Source organism: Janthinobacterium glycogeni (assembly GCF_051380725.1).
GTDB lineage: Bacteria > Pseudomonadota > Gammaproteobacteria > Burkholderiales > Burkholderiaceae_D > Janthinobacterium.
Genome location: NZ_JBNYXP010000003.1, coordinates 401528 through 421924 on the forward strand (window position 1 = coordinate 401528; position 20397 = coordinate 421924).

Genomic DNA, 20397 nt, shown 5'->3' on the forward strand with positions numbered 1-20397 from the left:
ACGCGCCGCTCCCTGCTGAAATATAATGATAATCATTCTCATTAATATCCGGATAACTCCATGCGCACCTTCCGCCTCGTTCCTACTCCTTTCGCCCTGGCAGCCTTCCTGCTGGCCAGCAGCGCCGCCCACGCCCAGAACACGCCGGCGGACGATGCCATGCAGAGCATGCCCACGGTGCTCGTGCATGCCTCGGCAGATGCGTCGGCGCAAGGTTTATCCAGGGCGTATGCGGGCGGCCAGGTGGCGCGCGGCGGACGCGTGGGCATCCTCGGGTCCGTGGACATGATGGATTCGCCCTTCGGCAGCACCAGTTATACACAGCAATTCATTGCCGACCAGCAGGCGCGCAGCGTGGGCGACCTGCTGCAAAGCGATGCCGCCGTGCGCGTCTCGCGCGGCTATGGCAATTTCCAGGAAGTGTATGTGATCCGCGGCTTCGCCCTCGATTCGGACGACGTGGCGTACAACGGCCTGTACGGCGTCTTGCCCCGCCAATATGTCTCGCCGGAACTATTGGAAAGAGTGGAAGTGTTCCGCGGCGCCAGCGCCTTCCTGAATGGCGCGGCGCCGGGCGGCAGCGGCATCGGCGGCGCCATCAATCTGATGCCCAAGCGTGCCGGCAACACGCCGCTGACGGAATTGACGGTGGGCGTGGAATCGGGCGGCCATGCTTATGCGGCCATCGACGTGGCGCGCCGCTTCGGCGAGCAGCAGGAATTCGGCGTGCGCGTAAACGCCGCCAAGCGACAGGGCGAGACCGGCATCAAGCGCGAAGACCACGACGTGGGCATGTTCTCGCTCGGCCTCGACTACCGGGGCCGCGGCTATCGCCTGTCGGCCGACGCGGGCTACCAGAATTTTGACCTGACGGCGCCGCGCCCTTCCATCCGCACGGGCAGCCTGACGGCCTTGCCGGGCGCGCCCGATGCGTCGAAGAACTTTGCCCAGCCATGGAGCTATTCGAAGGAGCATGATGTGTTCGGCACGGCGCGCGCTGAAGTCGACCTTGCCAAGGATGTGGTGGCCTGGGCCGCGTTCGGCGGCCGCTCGACGAAGGAAGCGAACAGCCTGGCGCAACCGACGTTGAGCGCGCTCAATGGCGATGCCAGCGTCTACCGCTTCGACAACGCGCGCAAGCAGGCAATCCGCACGGGCGAACTGGGCATCCGCGGCAAGCTCCATACCGGCGCCGTCCGGCACACTCTGGTGGCCAGCTGGTCCGGCCACTGGAACGAAGCGAAGAATGCGTATGCGATCAGCGACTATGCGGGCTTGCCGACGAATATCTACCATCCGCTGGACGCGGCCATGCCGCCCACCCTGCCCGCCAACTCGGGCGGCGTGATGAGCGACCCGCGCCTGACGCAAAAGACTATCCTCAGCAGCTACGCCGTGGCCGATACCATGGCCTTCCTCGACGACCGGCTGCTGTTGACCGTGGGCCTGCGCCGCCAGCAGATCCGCGACGCGGCATATGCCTATGGCACGGCCGTGCAATATTCCAGCTACGACAAGAGCGCCACGACGCCCGTGGCCGGCATCGTCTACAAGGCAGGCAAGAACGTGTCGCTGTACGCCAACTACATCGAGGCGCTGGTCAAGGGGCCAGTGGCCAGCGGCACCTACTTCGACGGCCAGAACGACGTACCGCTGAGCAACAAGGGCGAAGTCTTCGCGCCGTACAAGTCGAAACAGAAGGAAATCGGCATCAAGTATGACGGCGGCAGGCTGGGCATGAGCGCCGCGCTGTTCTCGACGGCCAAGCCCTTGCCGGCCGTGGTCGGCTCGCGCGCCACCCTGTCGGGCGAACAGCGCAACCAGGGACTGGAACTGTCCGTCTTCGGCACGCCCATGGCGGGCGTGCGCCTGCTGGGCGGCCTGACCTGGCTCGATACGCAACAGCGCAAGACGGACAAGCCGGCCAACCAAGGCAAGAACGCCATCGGCGCGCCAACAACACAGCTCAGCGTGGGCGGCGAATGGGACGTGCCCGGCGCACCAGGCTTGAGCCTGAATGCCCGCACCGTCTACACCTCGACGCAGTATGCGGATCTGGCCAACACCAAACAGCTGCCCTCCTGGACCCGGGTCGACATCGGCGCGCGCTACCTGACGCAGGTGGCGGGCCACGACGTGACCTTGCGCGCGCGCATCGACAACGTGGCCGACCGCAGCTACTGGGCCTCGGCCGTCTCCTCGTTCGACGCGGGCAGCCTGGTGCTGGCCGCGCCGCGCACCTTCGTCGTATCGGGCAGCATGGCGTTTTAAGCCGGCCGACGCGAAGTTGCCGCTTCCTTGGGCGGCTTCACGTGCGCGCCTGTGCCAACGGCCGAATTTGGGCGACAATGCCTGCATGAAACTCCCTGCCCTGCTGTTATTGCTCTGCCTGTCCCTGCCCGCCGCTGCCCAAAAGCAAGCCGCCTGTCCCTACGCCGCCTGGAAAAGCGGCTTCAAGGGCGATGCGCGGGCGCAAGCCACGTGCTTGTTGCGCCCCGTGAAACAGTATGCGCGCCTGGGCGACAGCGCGCCGCTGCCGGCCTTTCTTGCCGCGCGCATCGGCCAGCGCACGGGCATCGCCCCCGTCGCCCTGCGCGCCTGGCTGGCCGGGCAAGGCATCGCCGAAGCGGACGCGGGCGGCGCCGTCGATGCACCGCTGTCGCGCGCCGTGGGCCGTCTGGCCGCGCCCATGGCCCGCTATTTCGTCATCCACGACACCAGCTACCCGAATTTCTTGTTAGAAACTATTCCCGACCACATCAACGAAGCCAGCTGGGATTTCAACGATTTCACTATACGTAACCCCACGCTGGGCGGCGGCCCGAAAGGCCATGTCTACGTGAACCGCCTCGGCGATTCATTGGCCGTGCGCGACTTCGCCACGGCCGGCTACGCCAGCAAGCTGGAAAAGGACAAGCCTTCGCTGACGGGCCTGTTCCTGCACGTGGAACTGGTACAGCCGCGCCGCTCGGTGCCCGGCGGCGGCAAGGGCAACGACGGGCTGGCGCCCGATCCCGGCTTTACGCCCGCGCAATACGAGCGCCTGGCCCTGCTGTACATCGCCGCCAGCGTGCGCAAGGGCACGTGGCTGATCCCCGCCTTCCACGCCGTGCTCGATACGGGGTATGCGAACGGCCATGACGATCCGCAGAACTTTTCGCTGGAGCAATGGGATGCGGCCCTCAGCCATTTGAGCGCCGTCATTGCGGGCGCCCACGCGCCACATTGAACACCACCTGCGCGCCGATTTGGAGGATACTTTAGCTCCCGCTTTGCATCGTGCGGATGCCGGGATGTCGATGGGGAGCCGCGATGACCTATGCCTCTGACCAGAAAATGCATGCGCTGGACATGCCCGCCCGCACGCGGCGCATCTTCAGCATGCGCGATGCCGTGCTGACGCAGTGGGAACACGAGGTGCGCGCCAAGGTCCGCGGCGCCGATGCCTTGCTGACGCCCATCCTCATCAACACCTTGCCCGCCTTCTTCGACAACCTGGCCGAAGCGCTCACGCCAGGCTACCCGCGCGACGATGCCACCAGCAACACCAACGCCCCCGCCGTGCATGGCAACGAACGGGCGCGCATGACCAGCTATGGCCCGGAACAGGTGATCCAGGAATACCAGATTTTCCGCGACTGCTTCGCCGCCGCCGCGCTGGAGGCGGGCGTGCCGCTGCGGCGCCGCGACTGGAAGGTGATCAATGCGTCGATCGATACGGGCATCCGCGAAGCCATCCTGGAATTTACCGCCATGCACGCAAGCTTTCAGCGCCGCATCGCCGCCGGCCTGTCGCACGACATGCGCAATCCCCTGTCCGTCATGCTCAACAGTGCGCAGCTGCTGCAGCGGCGCGCGCAACAGCCGGACGTGGCGGCGCTGGCGCTGAAAATTCTCGAGCACGGCAAGCGCCTCGACAACATGATCCAGGAATTGCTCGATACGCTCAGCTACCACCGGGGACAAAAACTGCCCCTCGTCCTGCGGCGCTTCGACATACTGCCGCTGGCGCGGCAGGTGGCCGACAGCGTCAATATCGGCCATCCGGGCAAATGCGTGGTCAGCGGCGCCTCCGTGACGGGCTGGTGGTGCGAAAATTCGCTGCGCCGGGCGCTGGAAAACCTCGTGGTCAACGCCGTCAAGTATGGCGATGCAGGTCCCATCCATATTCATATCAGCAGTTTGCGCGAACGCATGGTCTTGAGCGTGCACAACACGGGCAGCAATATCGCGCAAGACCAGACGCAGCGCATCTTCGAATACCTGCGCCGCGAGCACGAAGGCAGTGCGCCCGGCTGGGGCATCGGCCTGCCCTTCGTGCAAAACGTGGCGGAAAGCCACGGCGGCAGCGCGCTGGTCGACAGCGCACCCGAAACGGGCACCACGTTTACCATCGACCTGCCCATCGATTGCCGGCCCTTCGTCACGCCGGGCGCCTGAGCGCAGCTGCGCCCCATCTGCCTGCAAAATCGATGTCGTAGCGCACCAAAGCGGTGCGGATGGCGGTTTTACGCCACAAAAGTGGTCATTTTTTACATACTTTCGGGTGTGCGCCATTGGCACGCTTCCTGCTGAGCTATAGTCAGACACGGCTCAAGGGAAATCACAACATGGCAAATTTTTTCAATGAAATGACTGCAGATGACGTGGGTACGGACAGCAAGGTACGTGAACACTATCGTGAATTCAACAACTGGCTGGAACAGCAATCGCCCGAGACCATCGCCCGCAAGCGGGCCGAAGCCGACCTGACGTTCCGCCGCGTCGGCATCACGTTCGCCGTCTACGGCGACGATGCCGGCACGGAACGCCTGATCCCGTTCGACACCATCCCCCGCATCATCCCCGCCGCCGAATGGGCGCAGATGCAGACGGGTCTGGTGCAGCGCGTGCAAGCCTTGAACATGTTTATCCATGACATTTACCATGAGCAAAACATCATCAAGGCGGGCATCATTCCTGCCGAGCAAATCTACAAGAATGCCCAGTACCGCCCGGAAATGCAGGGCATTGCCGTCGCTTCCGACATTTATGCGCATATCGCCGGCGTCGACATCGTGCGCGCGGGCCAGGGCGAATTCTATGTGCTGGAAGACAACTTGCGGGTGCCGTCCGGCGTGTCCTACATGCTGGAAGACCGCAAAATGATGATGCGCCTGTTCCCGGAACTGTTCGCCCGCAACCGCATCGCCCCCGTCGACCATTATCCGGACATGCTGCTCGACAACCTGCGCTCCGTCGCGCCCATGGGCGTCGACGACCCGACGGTCGTCGTCATGACGCCCGGCATGTACAACTCCGCCTACTTCGAACATGCGTTCCTGGCCCAGCAAATGGGCGTGGAACTGGTCGAAGGCAAGGATTTGTTTGTCAACGACAATTCCGTCTACATGCGCACCACGCGCGGCCCCAAGCGCGTGGACGTGATCTACCGCAGGGTCGACGACGATTTCCTCGACCCGCTGGCCTTCCGCTCGGACTCGTCCCTGGGCGTGCCGGGCCTGCTGTCCGTGTATCGCGCCGGAAGGGTGACGCTGGCGAACGCCATCGGCACGGGCGTGGCCGACGACAAGTCGATCTATCCTTTCGTGCCCGACATGATCAAGTTTTATTTGTCGCAGGAACCGATCCTCAACAACGTGCCCACCTACCAGTGCCGCAAGAGCGCCGACCTGTCCTACGTGCTGGCGAATCTGGCAAAACTGGTGGTCAAGGAAGTGCATGGCGCGGGCGGCTACGGCATGCTGGTGGGCCCGGCCTCGAGCGCCGCGCAAATCGAGGATTTCCGCCAGCGCCTGCTGGCCAATCCGGGCGGCTACATCGCCCAGCCGACGCTCGCCCTGTCCGCCTGCCCCACGTACGTCGAGGCCGGCATCGCGCCGCGCCACATCGATCTGCGTCCGTTCGTGCTGTCCGGCAAGACGATTTCCATGGTGCCGGGCGGCCTGACCCGCGTGGCGCTCGGCGAAGGCTCGCTGGTGGTCAATTCCTCGCAAGGGGGCGGCACCAAGGATACCTGGGTATTGGAAGACACATCCGTTTTTGCAGGAGAAAAAACATGCTGAGCCGCACCGCCGATCATTTATTCTGGATGGCCCGCTACACGGAGCGGGCGGAAAACACGGCCCGCATGCTCGACGTCAACATGCAAACGTCGATGCTGCCCCAGTCCGAGCAGGACGCGGAACAGGGCTGGCGCGCCACCCTGGGCATTTCCGAGCTGCAAAGCGCGTACGACCACAAATATGGCCGCTTCCATACGCGCGACGTGCTCGACTTCATGGTGCGCGACCCGAACAACCCCTCGTCCATCCTCGCCTGCCTGACGGGCGCCCGTGAAAACGCCCGCGCCGTGCGGGGCACCCTGACGACGGAAGTGTGGGAAATCCAGAACGCCACCTGGCTCGACATGCAGAAGCGCCTGAAAAGCAATCTGCTGGAAACGGACCCCAGCGCCTTCTTCGAATGGGTCAAATACCGCTCGCACCTGTCGCGCGGCGTGACCCTGGGCACCATGCTCAAGGACGAGGCCATCCATTTCATCCGCCTAGGCACCTTCCTGGAGCGGGCCGACAACACGGCGCGCATCCTCGACGTGAAGTTCCACGGCGCGCGCGACACGTCGAAAGACATCAGCCAGCGCGATTTTTACTACTGGGCGGCTTTGCTGCGCTCCGTTTCCGGCTTCGAAATCTACCGCAAGGTCTACCGCGACGTGATCACCCCGGAACGGGTGGCGCAATTGCTGATGTTGCGCGGCGACATGCCCAGGTCATTACTTGCCTGCATGGATGACGTGGTGGAAAATTTAAGACACATCCGCAACGACGTGTCGGCCGATACGGAGCGTTTCGCCGGCAAACTGCACGCCGAGCTGAAATTCGGCCATATCGACGACATCATGAAGGCTGGCTTGCACCATACATTGACGCAGTTTCTGGAAAACATCTATGACCTGGGCAACCGGGTCAGCCGCGACTTCCTCGTTCCCCTGGCGGCCTGATGCAGCTCACCATCCGCCACGAAACCCATTACGCCTACAGTGCGCCGCTGGCCTACACCATCCAGCAGCTGCACCTGACGCCGCGTATCGAGCCGCAGCAGCGGGCCCTGTCCTGGCACATCGCGACGCCGGGACAGTGCCACGCCTATACGGATGCCTACGGCAATTTGTCGCACATGCTGACCATCAATGGCAGCCATCAGTCCTTGAGCCTGGTGGCGCACGGCGTGGTGGAAACCATCTACCCGCACAAGGGACGGCTGAATCTGGTCGATACCCTGTCGCCGCTGTTGTTTACCATGCCGACGCCGCTGACGGAAGCGAACCCGGCCATTGTGGAACTGACGGCCGCCAGCCTGCCGGACCGGCGCGTCACGGCGGGCACGGGCCATCTGCTGCGCCTGGCCGAGCACATCGTCGGCAAGGTGGCGTATGAAAGCGGCGCCACCATGGTCACCACCACGGCCGGCGACGCGCTGGCCCTGGGGCGCGGCGTGTGCCAGGACCACGCCCATCTGTTCCTGGCCTGCTGCCACGCCTGGGGCATCCCGGCCCGTTACGTGTCCGGCTATATCGATCCGGGCACGACGGGCCACGCGGCCAGCCATGCCTGGGTCGACGCCTGGACGGAAGACACGGATTTCGCGGGCTGGGTCAGCATCGACGTCACGCATGCGCGGTTGATGACGGACGCGTATTGCCGTCTGGCCATCGGGCGCGACTACGATTCGGCGGCCCCCGTGCGCGGCGTGCGCCAGGGCGGCGGCACGGAAACCCTGCACGTGGATGTGCAGATCGTGCCCGTATAAACGGGCAGGAATGAGGCTGGCCGGGGCTTGCAGCGGATACTCAAGCCCCGGCTGGTGTAGAATGCTCCCCCTTTTGACTTGATTTACGACGATGACTTATTGCATAGGCATGCGCCTGAACGAAGGCCTGGTCTTCCTGTCCGACTCCCGCACCAACGCCGGCGTGGACCAGGTGGGCACCTTCCGCAAGATGAGCGTGTTCGAAAACCCGGGCGACCGCATGCTGGTCCTGATGACGGCCGGCAACTTGTCGATCTCGCAGGCGATCCGCCAGATCGTGTCCGAACACGTGGATGCGGACGGACGCAGCATCTGGAACGTGGCCAGCATGTACGACGCGGCCCGCATCGTGGGCGAAGCCGTGCGCACCGTGCACCTGCGCGAAGCGAAGGCCCTGGCCGACTGCGGCATCGATTTCAATGTCAGCATCATCCTGGGCGGCCAGATAGGCGCCGAGCGCTGCCGCCTGTTCCAAGTGTATTCGGCCGGCAATTTCATCGAATCGCACGATGAAAACACGTATTTCCAGATCGGCGAAGCCAAATACGGCAAACCCATCATCGACCGGGTCATCAACCCGTTCACGCGCCTGGACGAGGCGGCCAAGTGCGCGCTCATTTCCATGGATTCGACCCTGCGCTCGAACATTTCCGTCGGCTTGCCGCTCGATCTGCTCGTCTACGAGACGGGCAGCCTGGCCGTCACGCGCTTCGTCACCATCGATGAAAAGAACCAGTATTTCCGCATGATCCGCGACACCTGGGGCGAACAATTGAAGCATGTGTTCGAAGGCATCGTCGACCCTGTGTGGAATGCGGCGCCGGAAACCACGACGAACGTGCTGTCGTCCGCCAACATGCACAGCAAGCCCGTGCGCGTGGCCATCCCCGAACACGTGAGCCGCGGCGGCCTGACCGTGGCGCCCCTGCAATCCCTGGCGCAGCAGTTCAGCGACGACAAGCAGCATTGACCTGCCGCGCACGGCGTGCGCGCGGTGCTGGACAAGTCGCTTTCCGCGTGCTTTTATGGCAATATGGGTTGACATTCAATCCAGATTGACCTGAAAGGCAGGTGGCGCATGGACTTGATCACTTCCGCCGTCGTGGCGGCCATCGCACATGGCGCGCCCGGCAACGCGCCGGAAGCCGTCGCCAGCCACTATCAGCGCCTGAAGCTGGCCATCGCCAGATTCGACAGCGCCGCCGCCATCCTGGCCGCCATCGCCGCGCTGGAGGCCGAACCCGCCAATACCCAGCTGCAACTGGCCCTGTCGGCCGCCCTGTCCACGGCAAAAGTACCCGAAGACATGGAAACCCTGTTCGCCGCGCAAGGCTTGCTCGATGCGCTGCGTCCGCCCGCAGCCCTGCCGCCCACGGCGCCCGCCCCCGCAGACAAGAGCGCCGTCGTGTCGAACTACGCGGTGGTCAAAGTGTATTTCGCCACGGACCGCCAGCGCGACGTGGGCAAGCCGCCGGCCCAGCGCTTCAGCGGCGAACGCAACATCATGGGAGGCAATGGCCCGCTCAGCTATGGCAGCTGCGACATCAGCATCCCGCGCGACCACCGCATGGGCCAGCTGGAATCGCCGTCGCTGTGGCGCCTGGAATTTCGCGACGACCCGGCCAAGCACGTGGTGGTGCTGTCGGCCGACGTGCAAGACAGCGACAACTTCTTTGCCGCACTGAAAACGCAAATCCGCGCCTCGGCCGGCAAGAGCGCCTTTATCTTCGTGCACGGCTACAACGTGAGTTTCGAGGATGCCGCCCGGCGCACGGGACAGATGGCCTACGACCTCGGTTTCGACGGCGCGCCCGTGTTCTACAGCTGGCCGTCGCGCGGTGAAGTGGCCAGCTACACCATCGATGAAAACAATATCGAGTGGAGCACGCCCCACCTCACGGCCTTCCTGGGCGACTTTCTCGCCAGCACGGAGGCGGCGCAAGTCTATCTGGTGGGCCACAGCATGGGCAGCCGGGGCCTGGCGCGCGCCGTGGCCGACTTGCTGGCCGCGCAACCGCAGCTGGCGCAAAAGATCACGGAAATCATCCTGTCCGCCCCCGATATCGACGCCGCCATCTTCAAACACGATATCGCGCCGAAACTGGCCGGCGCACGCAACCCCGTCACCTTGTATGCCTCCTCGCAAGACCTGGCCCTGGCCGCCTCGAAAGCCGTGCACGGCTACGCGCGCGCGGGCGACAGCGGCGCCGGCATGCTGATCGTGGCGGGCGTGGAAACCATCGACGCCACCGGGGTCGACACGAGCTTCATGAAGCACTCCTACTTTGCGGAAAAGCGCTCGGCCCTGTCCGACATGTTTTATCTGATACGCAACCATGCGCGCGCCGACCAGCGCTTTCTCGAGCCCGTCGATACGGCCGCCGGCCGCTATTGGACGTTCAAACCATGACGCCGTTCCATCCGGTGCGGCACGCATGCTAAGATACGGCCCAGAGGGTGGCAACGGGCACGGCGATGACGCCGCCAGCCGATCCCCCGCAAGCAGGCTTATCATGTTGACATCATCTTCTACACCGCACGCCGAATCGCTGATCCGCAACACCAACGCCCGCGTCACCAAGACGCGCGTGAAGGTGCTCGACTTCTTAATGGCGCAAAGCCGTTCGCTGACCCACCATGAAATCCAGCAGGCGCTGTCGCAGGACAGCGATATCGATTCCGTCACCCTGTACCGGGTGCTGGAATGGCTGACGGAAAATGAACTCGTGCACCGCATCGCGGGTGCCGACCAGGTGTGGCGCTTCAGCGCCGGCGCCGGCCACCAGGCGCACGAGCACGCGCACTTCCAGTGCACCAAATGCGCGAACGTCACCTGCTTCAATGAAGTCAAGCTGCCGCCGCCCGTGCTGTTGCCGGAAGGTTTCAGCGGAGGCGAAGTCGATTACCTGATCAAGGGCCTGTGCCCGCGCTGCAAGTAAGACCCTTCTGATATCACTTGAGCAGCAAGGCCAGGTGATGCTCGTCATAAAACAGGTCGCCCACGCGCATCGAGCGCGGCTCCGTGCCATACGCGATAAATCCCAAGGATTCATACAGCCGCAGGGCGGCATTGTTTTCCGCATTCACGCTCAAGTGCACTTGCATGATGGCAGGGTCAGACTCGGCCTGTTCGATGCAGGCGTTGACGAGCCGCCTCGCCACGCCCTTGCCCCGTTGCGTCACATCGACGAACACGCCCCATAGCAGGGCCTTGTGCGACAGCTGGCGCATCGGGTCGCGCCGCAAGCCGGCAAAACCCACGAGACGATCGCCATCGAAGGCGCCAAAGCCGCGCTGCATGGAACCGCCGGCGATGCGCTGCACATGTTCTTCCGGCGTGCGCGCCAGTTCATCCTCGCGCGACGAGGAAAACGAGCTGGGCGAATCAAGGATGGCGCGCAGGCGCAGCGCGCAAAAGGCGGTGGTGTCGGCTGGCGTCAGCAGGCGGATGACGATATCGGATGCGGGCATGGGAGGACTCGGCAGTTTTTTTCCCATTATACCCACGCCCTTCCCTTACGCACGCACGCGGCGCAAGCCCAGCAAGGTCCAGCTGTACAGGGCCGCCATCAGCAGCACCATGGCCGCGCCCAGCGCCGCCATCCAGCTTTCCGGCAGCGACCAGGCCGGTTCCAGCTTGCCAGCGGCCATGTAGCCGGCCATGGCCACGCAAATGGCGACGATGGGCCAGCCCAGGCGGCGCCGGAAGGCGCGCACGATAGCCGCCTGGCCGGTGCGCATGACCTTTGCCGTGACCCAGCCATCGAAGGTATCCGTCACGCCCATGCCGACGGCAAACACCGTACCCGTGAGCAAGGCCGGCCCCATGCCGCCCAGCGCGACGGCCGCGTAACCCCAGGCGGCGGCCTGCAGCGCCGTGTCGAACACGAGCGCGAACAGCATGCCGACGAGGATGGCGCCCAGCGGCCCGGAAGCGCCCCGCAGCCAGCGTGGCAGCAGCCGGCCGCGCACCTCGGCCAGTTGCCCGCCGGCCAGCAAGCTGCGCGCATTCAGGGCGGCGATCAGCAGCAGCAAGGCGATGGGCAGCCACTCCAGCCAGCCGAACACGGTTTCCGATGGCGACAATTGCCGCGACGCCACGGCGGCCACGGCCACGATGGCCAGCACGGTAAGGCCATGCCCCAGCGCAAACAGCGCGCCCATCCACGGCGTCCAGCGCGGATAGGCGGACTGGCTGCGCAGGGTCAGGCCGTCGACGGCGGCCAGGTGGTCCGGTTCCAGGCCATGGCGCATGCCAAGCAGAAAGATCAGCGCCAGGGCGGGCAAGCCCGCTTCCACGCTCATGCCGCCACCTCGGTAGCACTGGCCACCACGCAACGGTCAAGGCCCCGGATCAGCATCTCCTGCGGCAAGTCGCGGCCGATGAAGATGATCTTGCTGCCCCGCGTCTCCCCGTCGCGCCACGGCGCGCCCAGTTCCGAGCCCATCAGCATGTGCACGCCCTGGAAGACGGCGCGGCATGGCAGGTCGGCCACATACAGAATGCCCTTGTAGCGCATCAGCTGGCTGCCGAACAGCTGCACCACGGCATCGAGAAAATTTTCCACCTGCGGCAGATCGAGGGGCCGGGACTGGTGATACACGAACGATTGCACGCCGTCGCCATGGCGGTGCCCCAGTTCTCCGAGGAAATCCGGCACCAGCTCGACGATCGCGTTCAAATTGAAACTGCGGATGTTCAGGATGTCGCGCAAGGGCACATTGCCAAAGCGCACTTTCTGTATGCCCGCGCGGCCATTGATGGCGACCAGCCGCTGGCGCAGCGCGGCCAGTTCGTCCTTGCCGACCAGGTCCGTCTTCGACAGCAGGATGCGGTCGGCAAAGCCCACCTGCTCCTGCGCCTCCTTGTGCGCCGTCAATTGCTGCTGCGCATGGCGCGCATCGACCACCGTCAGGATCGCGTCGAGCATGTAGTGCTCGCTGACGGACGGTTCCGCAAAGAAGGTTTGCGCCACGGGACCGGGCGCGGCCAGGCCCGTCGTTTCGATGATCACATGATCGAAGGCGATCGTCCCTGCCGCGCGTTTGGCGTGCAGCTCGCCCAGGATGCGGATCAGGTCGCCGCGCACGCTGCAGCAGATGCAGCCATTGTTCATTTCCACGATCTGCTCGTCGCTGTCCTGCACCAGCAAGCCATGGTCGATGCTTTCGGCGGCAAACTCGTTTTCGATCACCGCGATGCGCACGCCGTGATCGCCCTGCAATATGCGCTTGAGCAAGGTGGTTTTCCCGCTGCCGAGAAAACCCGTGATGATGGTGACGGGGATCAGTTCTGTCATGGGGTGTGCTTTCTGTTCAAGGTTAATCTTCCAGTTCTTCCATGCGCTGCCACTGCGGAAACGGGTCGGGCAGCTTGCGCCAGGTGGCCATGCCCTGGCGCGTTTCCGTGGTGTTGAGTTGGCATTTCTTCAAGTCCGCCTCGATGGCGGCCTGGTCCATGTCCTGTCCGATGAAGACGAGCTCCTGGTAGCGGTCGCCATATGGCTCGCTCCAGCCCGCTTTGACTTCCGCCAGCGAGGCCGCGTCCGTGGGCCAGCGCTCCTTCGGCACGGACGCCCACCACAGGCCCACGGGCTCGATATTCATCAGCTTGCCCGCGCCGGACAGGCTGGCCACCCACTCGGGCCGGCTGGCCAGCCAAAAATATCCCTTGCTGCGCACCACGCCCGGTATCGGCTGCGAAATATAGTCATGCAGGCGCTGCGCGTGGAACGGTTCCCTGGCCCGGTAGACGAAGCTGCCGATACCGTATGTTTCCGTCTCCGGCACGTGCACGCCGGCCAGTTCCCGGGCCCAGCCCGGCATGCTGGCCGCCTGCTCCAGGTCGAACAAGTTCGTACCGAGGATGGCGTCGAGCGGCACGACGGACTGGTTGGTTTCGATGATGCGCGCGCCGGGATTGAGGGCTTTTACGATGGCCAGCACGCGCAGGCGCTGGGCCGTATCGACCATGTCGACCTTGTTGAGGACAATGACGTTGGCAAACTCGATCTGTTCCGTCAGCAGATTGGCCAGCTGGCGGTCATCGCCCTCGCCCGCCGTTTCTCCCCGCTGCTCCAGGCTGTCCTCGCTATGAAAATCGGCCAGCAGGTTGGCGCAGTCGACGACGGTGACCATGCAGTCGATGCGCGCCACGTCGTTCAGGCTGTCGCCGTGCTCATCCTCGAAGTCGAAAGTGGCGGCCACGGGCATCGGCTCGCCCACGCCCGTCGATTCGATCAACAGATAGTCGAAGCGGTCTTCCGCGGCCAGGCGCCGCACTTCCAGCAACAGATCGTCGCGCAGGGTGCAGCAGATGCAGCCGTTGGACATTTCCACGAGTTTTTCTTCCGTGCGCGACAGCGCCGCGCCGGCCGCCTCCGCGCCATCCCTGACAAGCGAAGCGTCGATATTGACTTCGCTCATGTCGTTGACGATGACGGCCACGCGCTTGCCTTCGCGGTTGCGCAGTATGTGGTTGAGCAAGGTGGTCTTGCCGGCACCGAGAAAGCCGGACAGGACGGTGACGGGGAGTTTGCGCTGGGACATGCTGGAAATCCTTCGGAGTGGGGTCGATTGATGGAGGCCATGGACGGTTGCATTTTAAATGCAAGTCGATTGCGTTTGAATTATAATGCAGCTCAGTTGCATTTGTGCGGCAATCTTTGCCAGCCGGCCAGCTTTCCGAAAGAATTCCATGCTCCACCTCGACTCACTGACCTACGGCTATGACAGCGCCCGCCCCGTGCTGGACATCGCCGCCTTTCACTTGCCCATCGGACAGCACGCGCTGCTGCTGGGGCCGTCCGGCTCCGGCAAATCGACCTTACTGCATTTGCTGGCCGGCATCCTGGCGCCCCAGGCCGGCCGTCTCGAAGTGGCGGGCACGTCCCTGCCCGGCCTCACCCCGCGCCAGCGCGACAGCTGGCGCGGCCGCGCCGTCGGCTTATTGCCCCAGCAACTGGCGCTGGTGCCCAGCTTGAACGTGCTCGATAATATCTTGCTGCCCGCCTACGCCAGCGGCCAGCGGCCCGATCCGGCCCGCGCGGCCAGCCTGCTGGGCCAGCTGGGCCTGGCGGACAAGCTCGATGCCTATCCGCATGTCTTGAGCGGCGGCCAGCGGCAGCGGGCCGCCATCGCGCGCACCGTCGTCATGCGCCCGCAACTGATACTGGCCGACGAGCCGACGGCCAACCTCGACGACGACGCCTGCGCCACCGTCGTGCAGCTGCTGGCCAGACAGGCGGCGCAAGCCGGTGCCTCGCTGGTGATCGCCAGCCACGACGCACGCGTGCTGGCCGCCTTGCCCCACGCGGCCGTGCTGCGCCTGCCCCGCGCGAGGCTGGCGGCATGAACGCGGCGACACTCACCTGGCGCGCCCTGCGCCACAAGCCGCTGGCCTCCAGCCTGAACCTGCTGCTGGTCGCCATCGGCATCGCCATGATGACGTTCATACTCGGCGTCTCCGCCCAGCTGGAAGAGCGCGCGGAGCGCGATGCGCAAGGGATCGACCTCGTGGTCGGCGCGAAAGGCTCGCCCCTGCAGCTGATCCTGTCGTCCGTGTATCACGCGGATATTCCGACCGGCAACATCCCCGCCAGCACGCTGGCGACGCTGGCCGCGCAGCCGCTGGTGCAATCGGCGATCCCCCTTGCGCTGGGCGACAATTTCCACGGTTTCCGCATCGTCGGCAGCACCCCGGCGCTGCCCGCCCATTACGGCGCGCGCCTGGCGCAAGGCCAGTTCTTCACGCAACCGATGCAAGCCGTGTTCGGCGCCCGGGCCGCCCGCGAAACGGGCGCGACACTCGGCGCCCGCTTTGCCGGCTCGCATGGACTGGCGGCCGGCGGCGAACTGCACGCGCATGCGCCGTACACGGTGACGGGCATCCTGGCGCCGACGGGCACGGTGCTGGACCGGCTGATCGTCACGCCCGTCGCTTCCGTGTGGCAAGTGCACGAAACGGACCCCGATGAACCAGCCGCCGCAGCGCCCGGGCGCGAACTGACGGCCGTGCTGGTGCAATACGCTTCGCCCCTGGCCACCGTCAGCCTGCCGCGCTGGGTGAATGGTCAGCCGCGGCTGCAGGCGGCCCAGCCTGCTTTCGAGGCGGCACGGCTGTTCAATCTCTTGGGCGTGGGCATCGATGTGCTGCGGGCGATCGCCGCCGGCGTGCTGCTGGTGGCGGCCCTTTCCCTGTTCGTGGCGCTCTACGGCGCGCTGGAAGAGCGCAAGTGGGACCTGGCCATCCTGCGCACCCTGGGCGCTTCGCCCGCGAAACTGCTGCGCCTGCTGCTGGCGCAAGGCTTGCTGCTGTCATTGACGGGCGCGGCACTGGGCTGGCTGCTGGGCCATGCGGCCGTCGGTCTGCTGGGCTGGCACGAATCGCTGCAGGACCTGGACTTGCAAGTCTGGCGCATCGCGCCCGAGGAAGCGTGGCTGCCCGTCATCGCCGCGGCGGTGGGCTTGCTGGCCGCAGGCCTTCCCGCCCTGCGCGCCTACCGCACCGATATCGCCGCCACCCTGGCGCGCCCCTGAAAGGAAAAAGATGTTGAAAATCATAGCCTTATGCGCCTGCCTGCTGCTGGCTGGCATTGCCGCAGCGGCGCCAGCCGACGAACCGCCGTCGTTCTTCGCCCCCTTGACGGACGTGCCGGGCGTGGTGTCGTGGAAACTGCTGGGCCAGGCCACCACGGTGAAGGCGAAAAAGGGCCGCATGGTGCCGAAGTACACGCCGGAAATCAGCGCGCTCGACAATACGAACGTGAAAGTGCAAGGTTTCATGATGCCTTTGGAACCGGGGCAGAAGCAGAAACACTTCCTGCTGACCGTCACCTCGGCCAGTTGCCCGTACTGCCTGCCGGCCGGTCCGGAAGGCGTGGTGGAGATCAAGAGCCGCACCCCCGTGAAATTCAGCTATGCGCCCTTCATCGTACAGGGCAAACTGAAAGTGCTGGCCAGCGACCCCATGGGCCTGTATTACCGCATGACGGATGCGGCCGTGGTGACGCCATGACGCGCTGGCCCGCACTGCCGCTACTGCTGCTGGCGCTCGCCGGCCATGCACACGCCGCGCCGCCGGCGTTCGACTTGCCCCGCCTCGATGGTGATGGCCGGCTGAAGCTCAGCCAGTTCGCGGGGCAGCCTGTGGTGCTGAACTTCTGGGCCAGCAACTGCCCGCCCTGCATCCAGGAGTTGCCGATATTGAATGCCTACGCCGCCCGCCAGACCAAGCACGCCTTCATCGGCATCGCCATCGACACGCGGGCGGCCGCACAGGCATTCCTGCGGCGCTACCCGGCCAGCTATCCCCAGGCCCTGGCTTCGCCCGCCATGCCGCCCACCTTTGGCAATCGAATCAAGGGCTTGCCGTACACAGTGATTGTGAATTCTCAACATCGGATCTGCACCCAGCGCCTGGGGGCCATCGATGCGGACTGGCTGGCCAAGGCCGTGGCCGCTTGCGCGCGCCCCTGAATCCATGCGCCTTGCACGGCTGTCATCGCGCCGTCATATGGCGGCGTTACAGTCGCGTCCTTTGAATCTTTCCGAGGGCGGTAATGAAAACAAATTGGGTCATGCTGGCGGCGCTGGCAAGTGCGGGTCTCGTCGGTTGCAACGGCAGTTCGAATACGGCGCCAGCCATTCCCGAAGGCACGACGGTCACCGTGGCATTGCTGGAAACCACCGATATCCACTCGAACGTCTTGAGCTACAACTATTACGCGCTGGCCGAAGACACGAGCCTGGGCCTGGAGCGCACCTCGACCCTGATCCAGGCGGCGCGCGCGGAAAATCCGAACAACGTCTTGCTCGACGATGGTGACGTCATCCAGGGCACTTTACTCGCCGACCTGCAGGCCGTGGCCGCGCCCGTCCCCTGCTCCGGTACCTTGGCCGTGCACAAGGCCATGAACGCGCTGAAATACGACGCGGGCGGCATGGGCAACCACGAATTCAACTATGGCTTGCCTTACCTGAGTCAGATCACCAACACGGATTTCGGCATTCCCGGCGTGGCCAAGCCGACGGGCACCTGCGGCGCGCCCGCCTTCCCTTCCGTGCTGAGCAATGTCGTCGGCGTGTCCAGCGGCAAGCCGATTTTCCAGCCCTACGCCCTGCTGCCGCGCGATTTCGCCGCCACGGCGCCCGACGGCAGCAAGCTGACCGTCAAAATCAATGTGGGCGTGCTGAGCTTTGTGCCGCCGCAAATCCTCGAATGGGATCAGAAAGTGCTCGCTGGCAAGGTCAGCGTGACGGGCGTGCAGGAAGCGGCGAAACAGTACGTGCCGGAATTGCGCAACAAGGGCGCCGACCTCGTCGTGGCCCTGTCGCATGGCGGCCTGGACACGAGCGCCTACAGCCCGAAGATGGAAAACGGCAGCTATCACCTGACCAGCACGGGCATCGACGCGCTGATGATCGGCCACTCGCATTTGATCTTCCCGAAAGGCAAAGAGACGGGCGCGGCCGCGCTGGACGCCTCGTTTGCCGCCTTCCCAGCCAGCGCGAAGGTCGACGCCGTCAACGGCTTTGTGAACGGCGTGCCCACCGTCATGGCGCAAAGCTGGGGCCGCCGCCTGGGCATCATCAAGCTGACGATGGTGTACCAGGCCGGAAAATGGGTGGTGCAGCCGGCCAAGACGACGGTGGAATCGCGCGGCTTCAAGTACACGGATGGCACTACCCTCGTGAAAGCCGACCCGGCCATCGCGCCGCTGGTCGCGACCGAACACGCGGCCACCATCGCCTACGCCAAGCAGCCGCTGGGCATCAGCACGGATTTCGAAATGTCGGCCTATTTCGCGCTGGTGGGCGACGTGAGCGCCATCCAGCTGGTGAACCAGGCCCAGCTCGATTACGTGAAAAACTTCATCGCCACCAGCACGGATGCCACCTTGTCCAGCTACAAGAATATCCCCGTCATCTCGTGCAGCGCGCCGTTCAAGGCGGGCCGCAACGGACCATCGGACTTCACGGACGTGGCCGCGGGCGCGACGCCGGCCGCGCCAGTCGGCTTGCAAGTGCGCAACCCGGGCGACCTGTATTTATATAGCAACAACAACCTGCAAGCCGTGAAAATCAAGGGCGCGGACTTGAAGGCGTGGCTGGAAACGTCGGCCAAGCAATTCGCCCAGATCGACCCGAGCGCCACGGCCGAGCAAGACCTGGTGCCGTCGTATGGCACGATCTATAACTATGACGTGTTCTACGCGGAAAACAATGCGCTCACGTACCAGATCGACGTGACGAAGAAACCGGGCAGCCGCATCGTCAACCTCACGTACAAGGGCGCGCCCGTGGCCGACGGCGATGATTTCATCGTCGCCACCAACGATTACCGCGCCGGTGGCGGCGGCGCCGTGCCGGGCATCGATGGCAGCAAGACCATCATCAAGTCGCCCGATGCGAGCCAGGCCGTGGTCAGCAATTACCTGGCCTCCCTCAGCACCAAGGGCGGCAAGGTGACCCTGGCGGCCAATGGCAGCGCGCGCAGCTGGAGCTTCGTCAAGACGGCCACGGCCGGTCCCGTGATCCTGCGCTCGGCGCCGGGCCACCTGGCGCTGGCGCAAGGCAGCGGCATCGCCAGCGTGGCGGCCGAAGGCGGTCTCGACGCCAGCGGTTTCGCCAAGTACCGCATCGACCTGAGCAAATAAGGTCCATGGGCCGGAACAAGCGCCGTTCCGGCCTGTCTTGATGAAAGGAGATCCCAATGAAACACGCACTCTCCCTGCCCGCCGTCGTGCTGGCAGCCGTCCTGGCCGCCTGCCAGGCATCGCCGCCGCCCACGGCGGTGGAAATCGAAGCCGTCGCCATGCATGCGCGCCAGGCGGGCGACCACCAGGCCGAACGCAAGGTACGCAGCTGGGCCGGCAAGGACATGCCCGTCGCCGAGCGCGAACTGGCGCTGATTTACCAGCCCCGTCCCGAACGCCGCGCCGAAGCGTTAAGCCTGTTCGAACAGGCGGCCCGCGCCGGCGACACGGAAGCGGCATTCGAGCTGGGCCAGATGCTGCGCGCGGCCACGCCGGCCCAGGCCTGGCTGTGGTACCGGCAGGCGGCGCAGCAAGGCCATGCGAAGGCGGCATTGATGCTGGGCTTGCTGGCGGCGAATGGCGAAGGCGTGCCGAAAGATCAGGCCGAAGCCGCGCGCTGGCTGGAAAAATCGAGCGAACTGGGCAATCCGCACGCCATGTTCCTGCTGTACAACGCCTACCGCGAAGGCCGCGGCGTGCCGCGCGACCTTGCCAAGGGCCGTGAGTTGCTGGAAGAAGCAGCCCACCACGAATACCCGCCCGCCATCCAGGAGCTGGCCATGACCGTGCAAGCCGATGACGCCTTGCGCGCCGGCCACCTGATGAAGGAAGCGACGGAGCACCGGCATAACAACTGGAACAAGTTTTAAGAACTGGGCAAAAGGCCAGTGGCGTGACCGTAGTCTGCCTTTATATACTGGCAACTTGCAAGCGTGCGGGAGCGGCAACCGTTCAGCGCTTATGATGCAAGTACGCCGGCTGAGCTAGCTCGGGCGGCGTGGCAAGCCATCCCGCACAAAAAAAGTTTACACTGGTTTGCATTTTAGAA

19 protein-coding genes are annotated in these 20397 nt (G+C 64.7%); 15 read left to right on the top strand and 4 right to left on the bottom strand.

The annotated features are described in order from the left end of the window. Positions 1-60: 60 nt before the first annotated feature. From ACQ4W4_RS10325 to ACQ4W4_RS10365, 9 genes are all read left to right on the top strand, one after another. Positions 61-2271, top strand: a complete 2211-nt coding sequence (locus ACQ4W4_RS10325; RefSeq protein ID WP_436541909.1) for a TonB-dependent receptor — start codon at positions 61-63, stop codon at positions 2269-2271. 85 nt (positions 2272-2356) lie between these two features. Continuing rightward, the gene (locus ACQ4W4_RS10330; RefSeq protein WP_436541910.1) at positions 2357-3229 is read left to right on the top strand and encodes a hypothetical protein; all 873 of its coding nucleotides are present in this window, start codon (positions 2357-2359) and stop codon (positions 3227-3229) included. Between the two features lie 83 nt (positions 3230-3312). Next, positions 3313-4440 carry a sensor histidine kinase gene (locus ACQ4W4_RS10335; RefSeq protein ID WP_436541911.1) on the top strand — a complete coding sequence of 376 codons (1128 nt, stop codon included), beginning with the start codon at positions 3313-3315 and terminating at the stop codon, positions 4438-4440. Between the two features lie 170 nt (positions 4441-4610). Beyond that, on the top strand, positions 4611-6065 hold the full coding sequence (locus tag ACQ4W4_RS10340) for a circularly permuted type 2 ATP-grasp protein (protein WP_436541912.1): 1455 nt from the start codon (positions 4611-4613) through the stop codon (positions 6063-6065). Beyond that, positions 6059-7003 (top strand): alpha-E domain-containing protein, encoded by a 945-nt coding sequence (locus tag ACQ4W4_RS10345; RefSeq protein WP_436541913.1) that lies wholly within the window; start codon positions 6059-6061, stop codon positions 7001-7003. Before ACQ4W4_RS10340 ends, ACQ4W4_RS10345 begins: the two co-directional genes overlap by 7 nt. Continuing rightward, positions 7003-7812: a transglutaminase family protein gene (locus ACQ4W4_RS10350; protein WP_436541914.1), complete on the top strand. Its 810-nt coding sequence runs from the start codon at positions 7003-7005 to the stop codon at positions 7810-7812. The genes ACQ4W4_RS10345 and ACQ4W4_RS10350 overlap by 1 nt, the downstream gene beginning before the upstream one ends. 91 nt (positions 7813-7903) lie before the next feature. Then, positions 7904-8782: a proteasome-type protease gene (locus ACQ4W4_RS10355; RefSeq protein ID WP_092604876.1), complete on the top strand. Its 879-nt coding sequence runs from the start codon at positions 7904-7906 to the stop codon at positions 8780-8782. Between the two features lie 108 nt (positions 8783-8890). Next, positions 8891-10222 carry an alpha/beta hydrolase gene (locus ACQ4W4_RS10360; RefSeq protein ID WP_436541915.1) on the top strand — a complete coding sequence of 444 codons (1332 nt, stop codon included), beginning with the start codon at positions 8891-8893 and terminating at the stop codon, positions 10220-10222. Between the two features lie 103 nt (positions 10223-10325). Then, positions 10326-10751 carry a Fur family transcriptional regulator gene (locus tag ACQ4W4_RS10365; protein WP_070218730.1) on the top strand — a complete coding sequence of 142 codons (426 nt, stop codon included), beginning with the start codon at positions 10326-10328 and terminating at the stop codon, positions 10749-10751. Between the two features lie 13 nt (positions 10752-10764). On the opposite strand, the gene ACQ4W4_RS10370 is transcribed toward ACQ4W4_RS10365, so the two are convergent. The 4 genes from ACQ4W4_RS10370 to zigA are packed head-to-tail and all read right to left on the bottom strand — an operon-like array spanning position 10765 to position 14361. Next, positions 10765-11283 (bottom strand): GNAT family N-acetyltransferase, encoded by a 519-nt coding sequence (locus tag ACQ4W4_RS10370; RefSeq protein ID WP_436541916.1) that lies wholly within the window; start codon positions 11281-11283, stop codon positions 10765-10767. 45 nt (positions 11284-11328) lie between these two features. Further along, positions 11329-12117, bottom strand: coding sequence for a HoxN/HupN/NixA family nickel/cobalt transporter (locus tag ACQ4W4_RS10375; protein ID WP_436541917.1), 789 nt, complete (start codon positions 12115-12117; stop codon positions 11329-11331). Continuing rightward, positions 12114-13112, bottom strand: a complete 999-nt coding sequence (locus ACQ4W4_RS10380) for a CobW family GTP-binding protein (RefSeq protein WP_436541918.1) — start codon at positions 13110-13112, stop codon at positions 12114-12116. Before ACQ4W4_RS10380 ends, ACQ4W4_RS10375 begins: the two co-directional genes overlap by 4 nt. Positions 13113-13134: 22 nt before the next feature. Continuing rightward, the gene (gene zigA, locus ACQ4W4_RS10385) at positions 13135-14361 is read right to left on the bottom strand and encodes a zinc metallochaperone GTPase ZigA (protein ID WP_436541919.1); all 1227 of its coding nucleotides are present in this window, start codon (positions 14359-14361) and stop codon (positions 13135-13137) included. 148 nt (positions 14362-14509) lie between these two features. On the opposite strand from zigA, the gene ACQ4W4_RS10390 reads away from it, so the two are divergent. The 6 genes from ACQ4W4_RS10390 (at position 14510) to ACQ4W4_RS10415 (ending at position 20218) form a co-directional block, all read left to right on the top strand. Beyond that, complete coding sequence (locus ACQ4W4_RS10390; protein WP_436541920.1) at positions 14510-15166, top strand: ABC transporter ATP-binding protein; 657 nt, start codon at positions 14510-14512, stop codon at positions 15164-15166. Next, on the top strand, positions 15163-16350 hold the full coding sequence (locus tag ACQ4W4_RS10395) for an ABC transporter permease (RefSeq protein ID WP_436541921.1): 1188 nt from the start codon (positions 15163-15165) through the stop codon (positions 16348-16350). The genes ACQ4W4_RS10390 and ACQ4W4_RS10395 overlap by 4 nt, the downstream gene beginning before the upstream one ends. Before the next feature lie 10 nt (positions 16351-16360). Beyond that, positions 16361-16828, top strand: a complete 468-nt coding sequence (locus tag ACQ4W4_RS10400; RefSeq protein ID WP_436541922.1) for a DUF3299 domain-containing protein — start codon at positions 16361-16363, stop codon at positions 16826-16828. Continuing rightward, complete coding sequence (locus ACQ4W4_RS10405) at positions 16825-17289, top strand: TlpA family protein disulfide reductase (protein ID WP_436541923.1); 465 nt, start codon at positions 16825-16827, stop codon at positions 17287-17289. Before ACQ4W4_RS10400 ends, ACQ4W4_RS10405 begins: the two co-directional genes overlap by 4 nt. An 83-nt stretch (positions 17290-17372) precedes the next feature. Next, positions 17373-19469, top strand: coding sequence for a bifunctional 2',3'-cyclic-nucleotide 2'-phosphodiesterase/3'-nucleotidase (locus tag ACQ4W4_RS10410; RefSeq protein WP_436541924.1), 2097 nt, complete (start codon positions 17373-17375; stop codon positions 19467-19469). A gap of 56 nt (positions 19470-19525) precedes the next feature. Then, on the top strand, positions 19526-20218 hold the full coding sequence (locus ACQ4W4_RS10415) for a tetratricopeptide repeat protein (protein WP_436541925.1): 693 nt from the start codon (positions 19526-19528) through the stop codon (positions 20216-20218). Positions 20219-20397 lie beyond the last annotated feature (179 nt).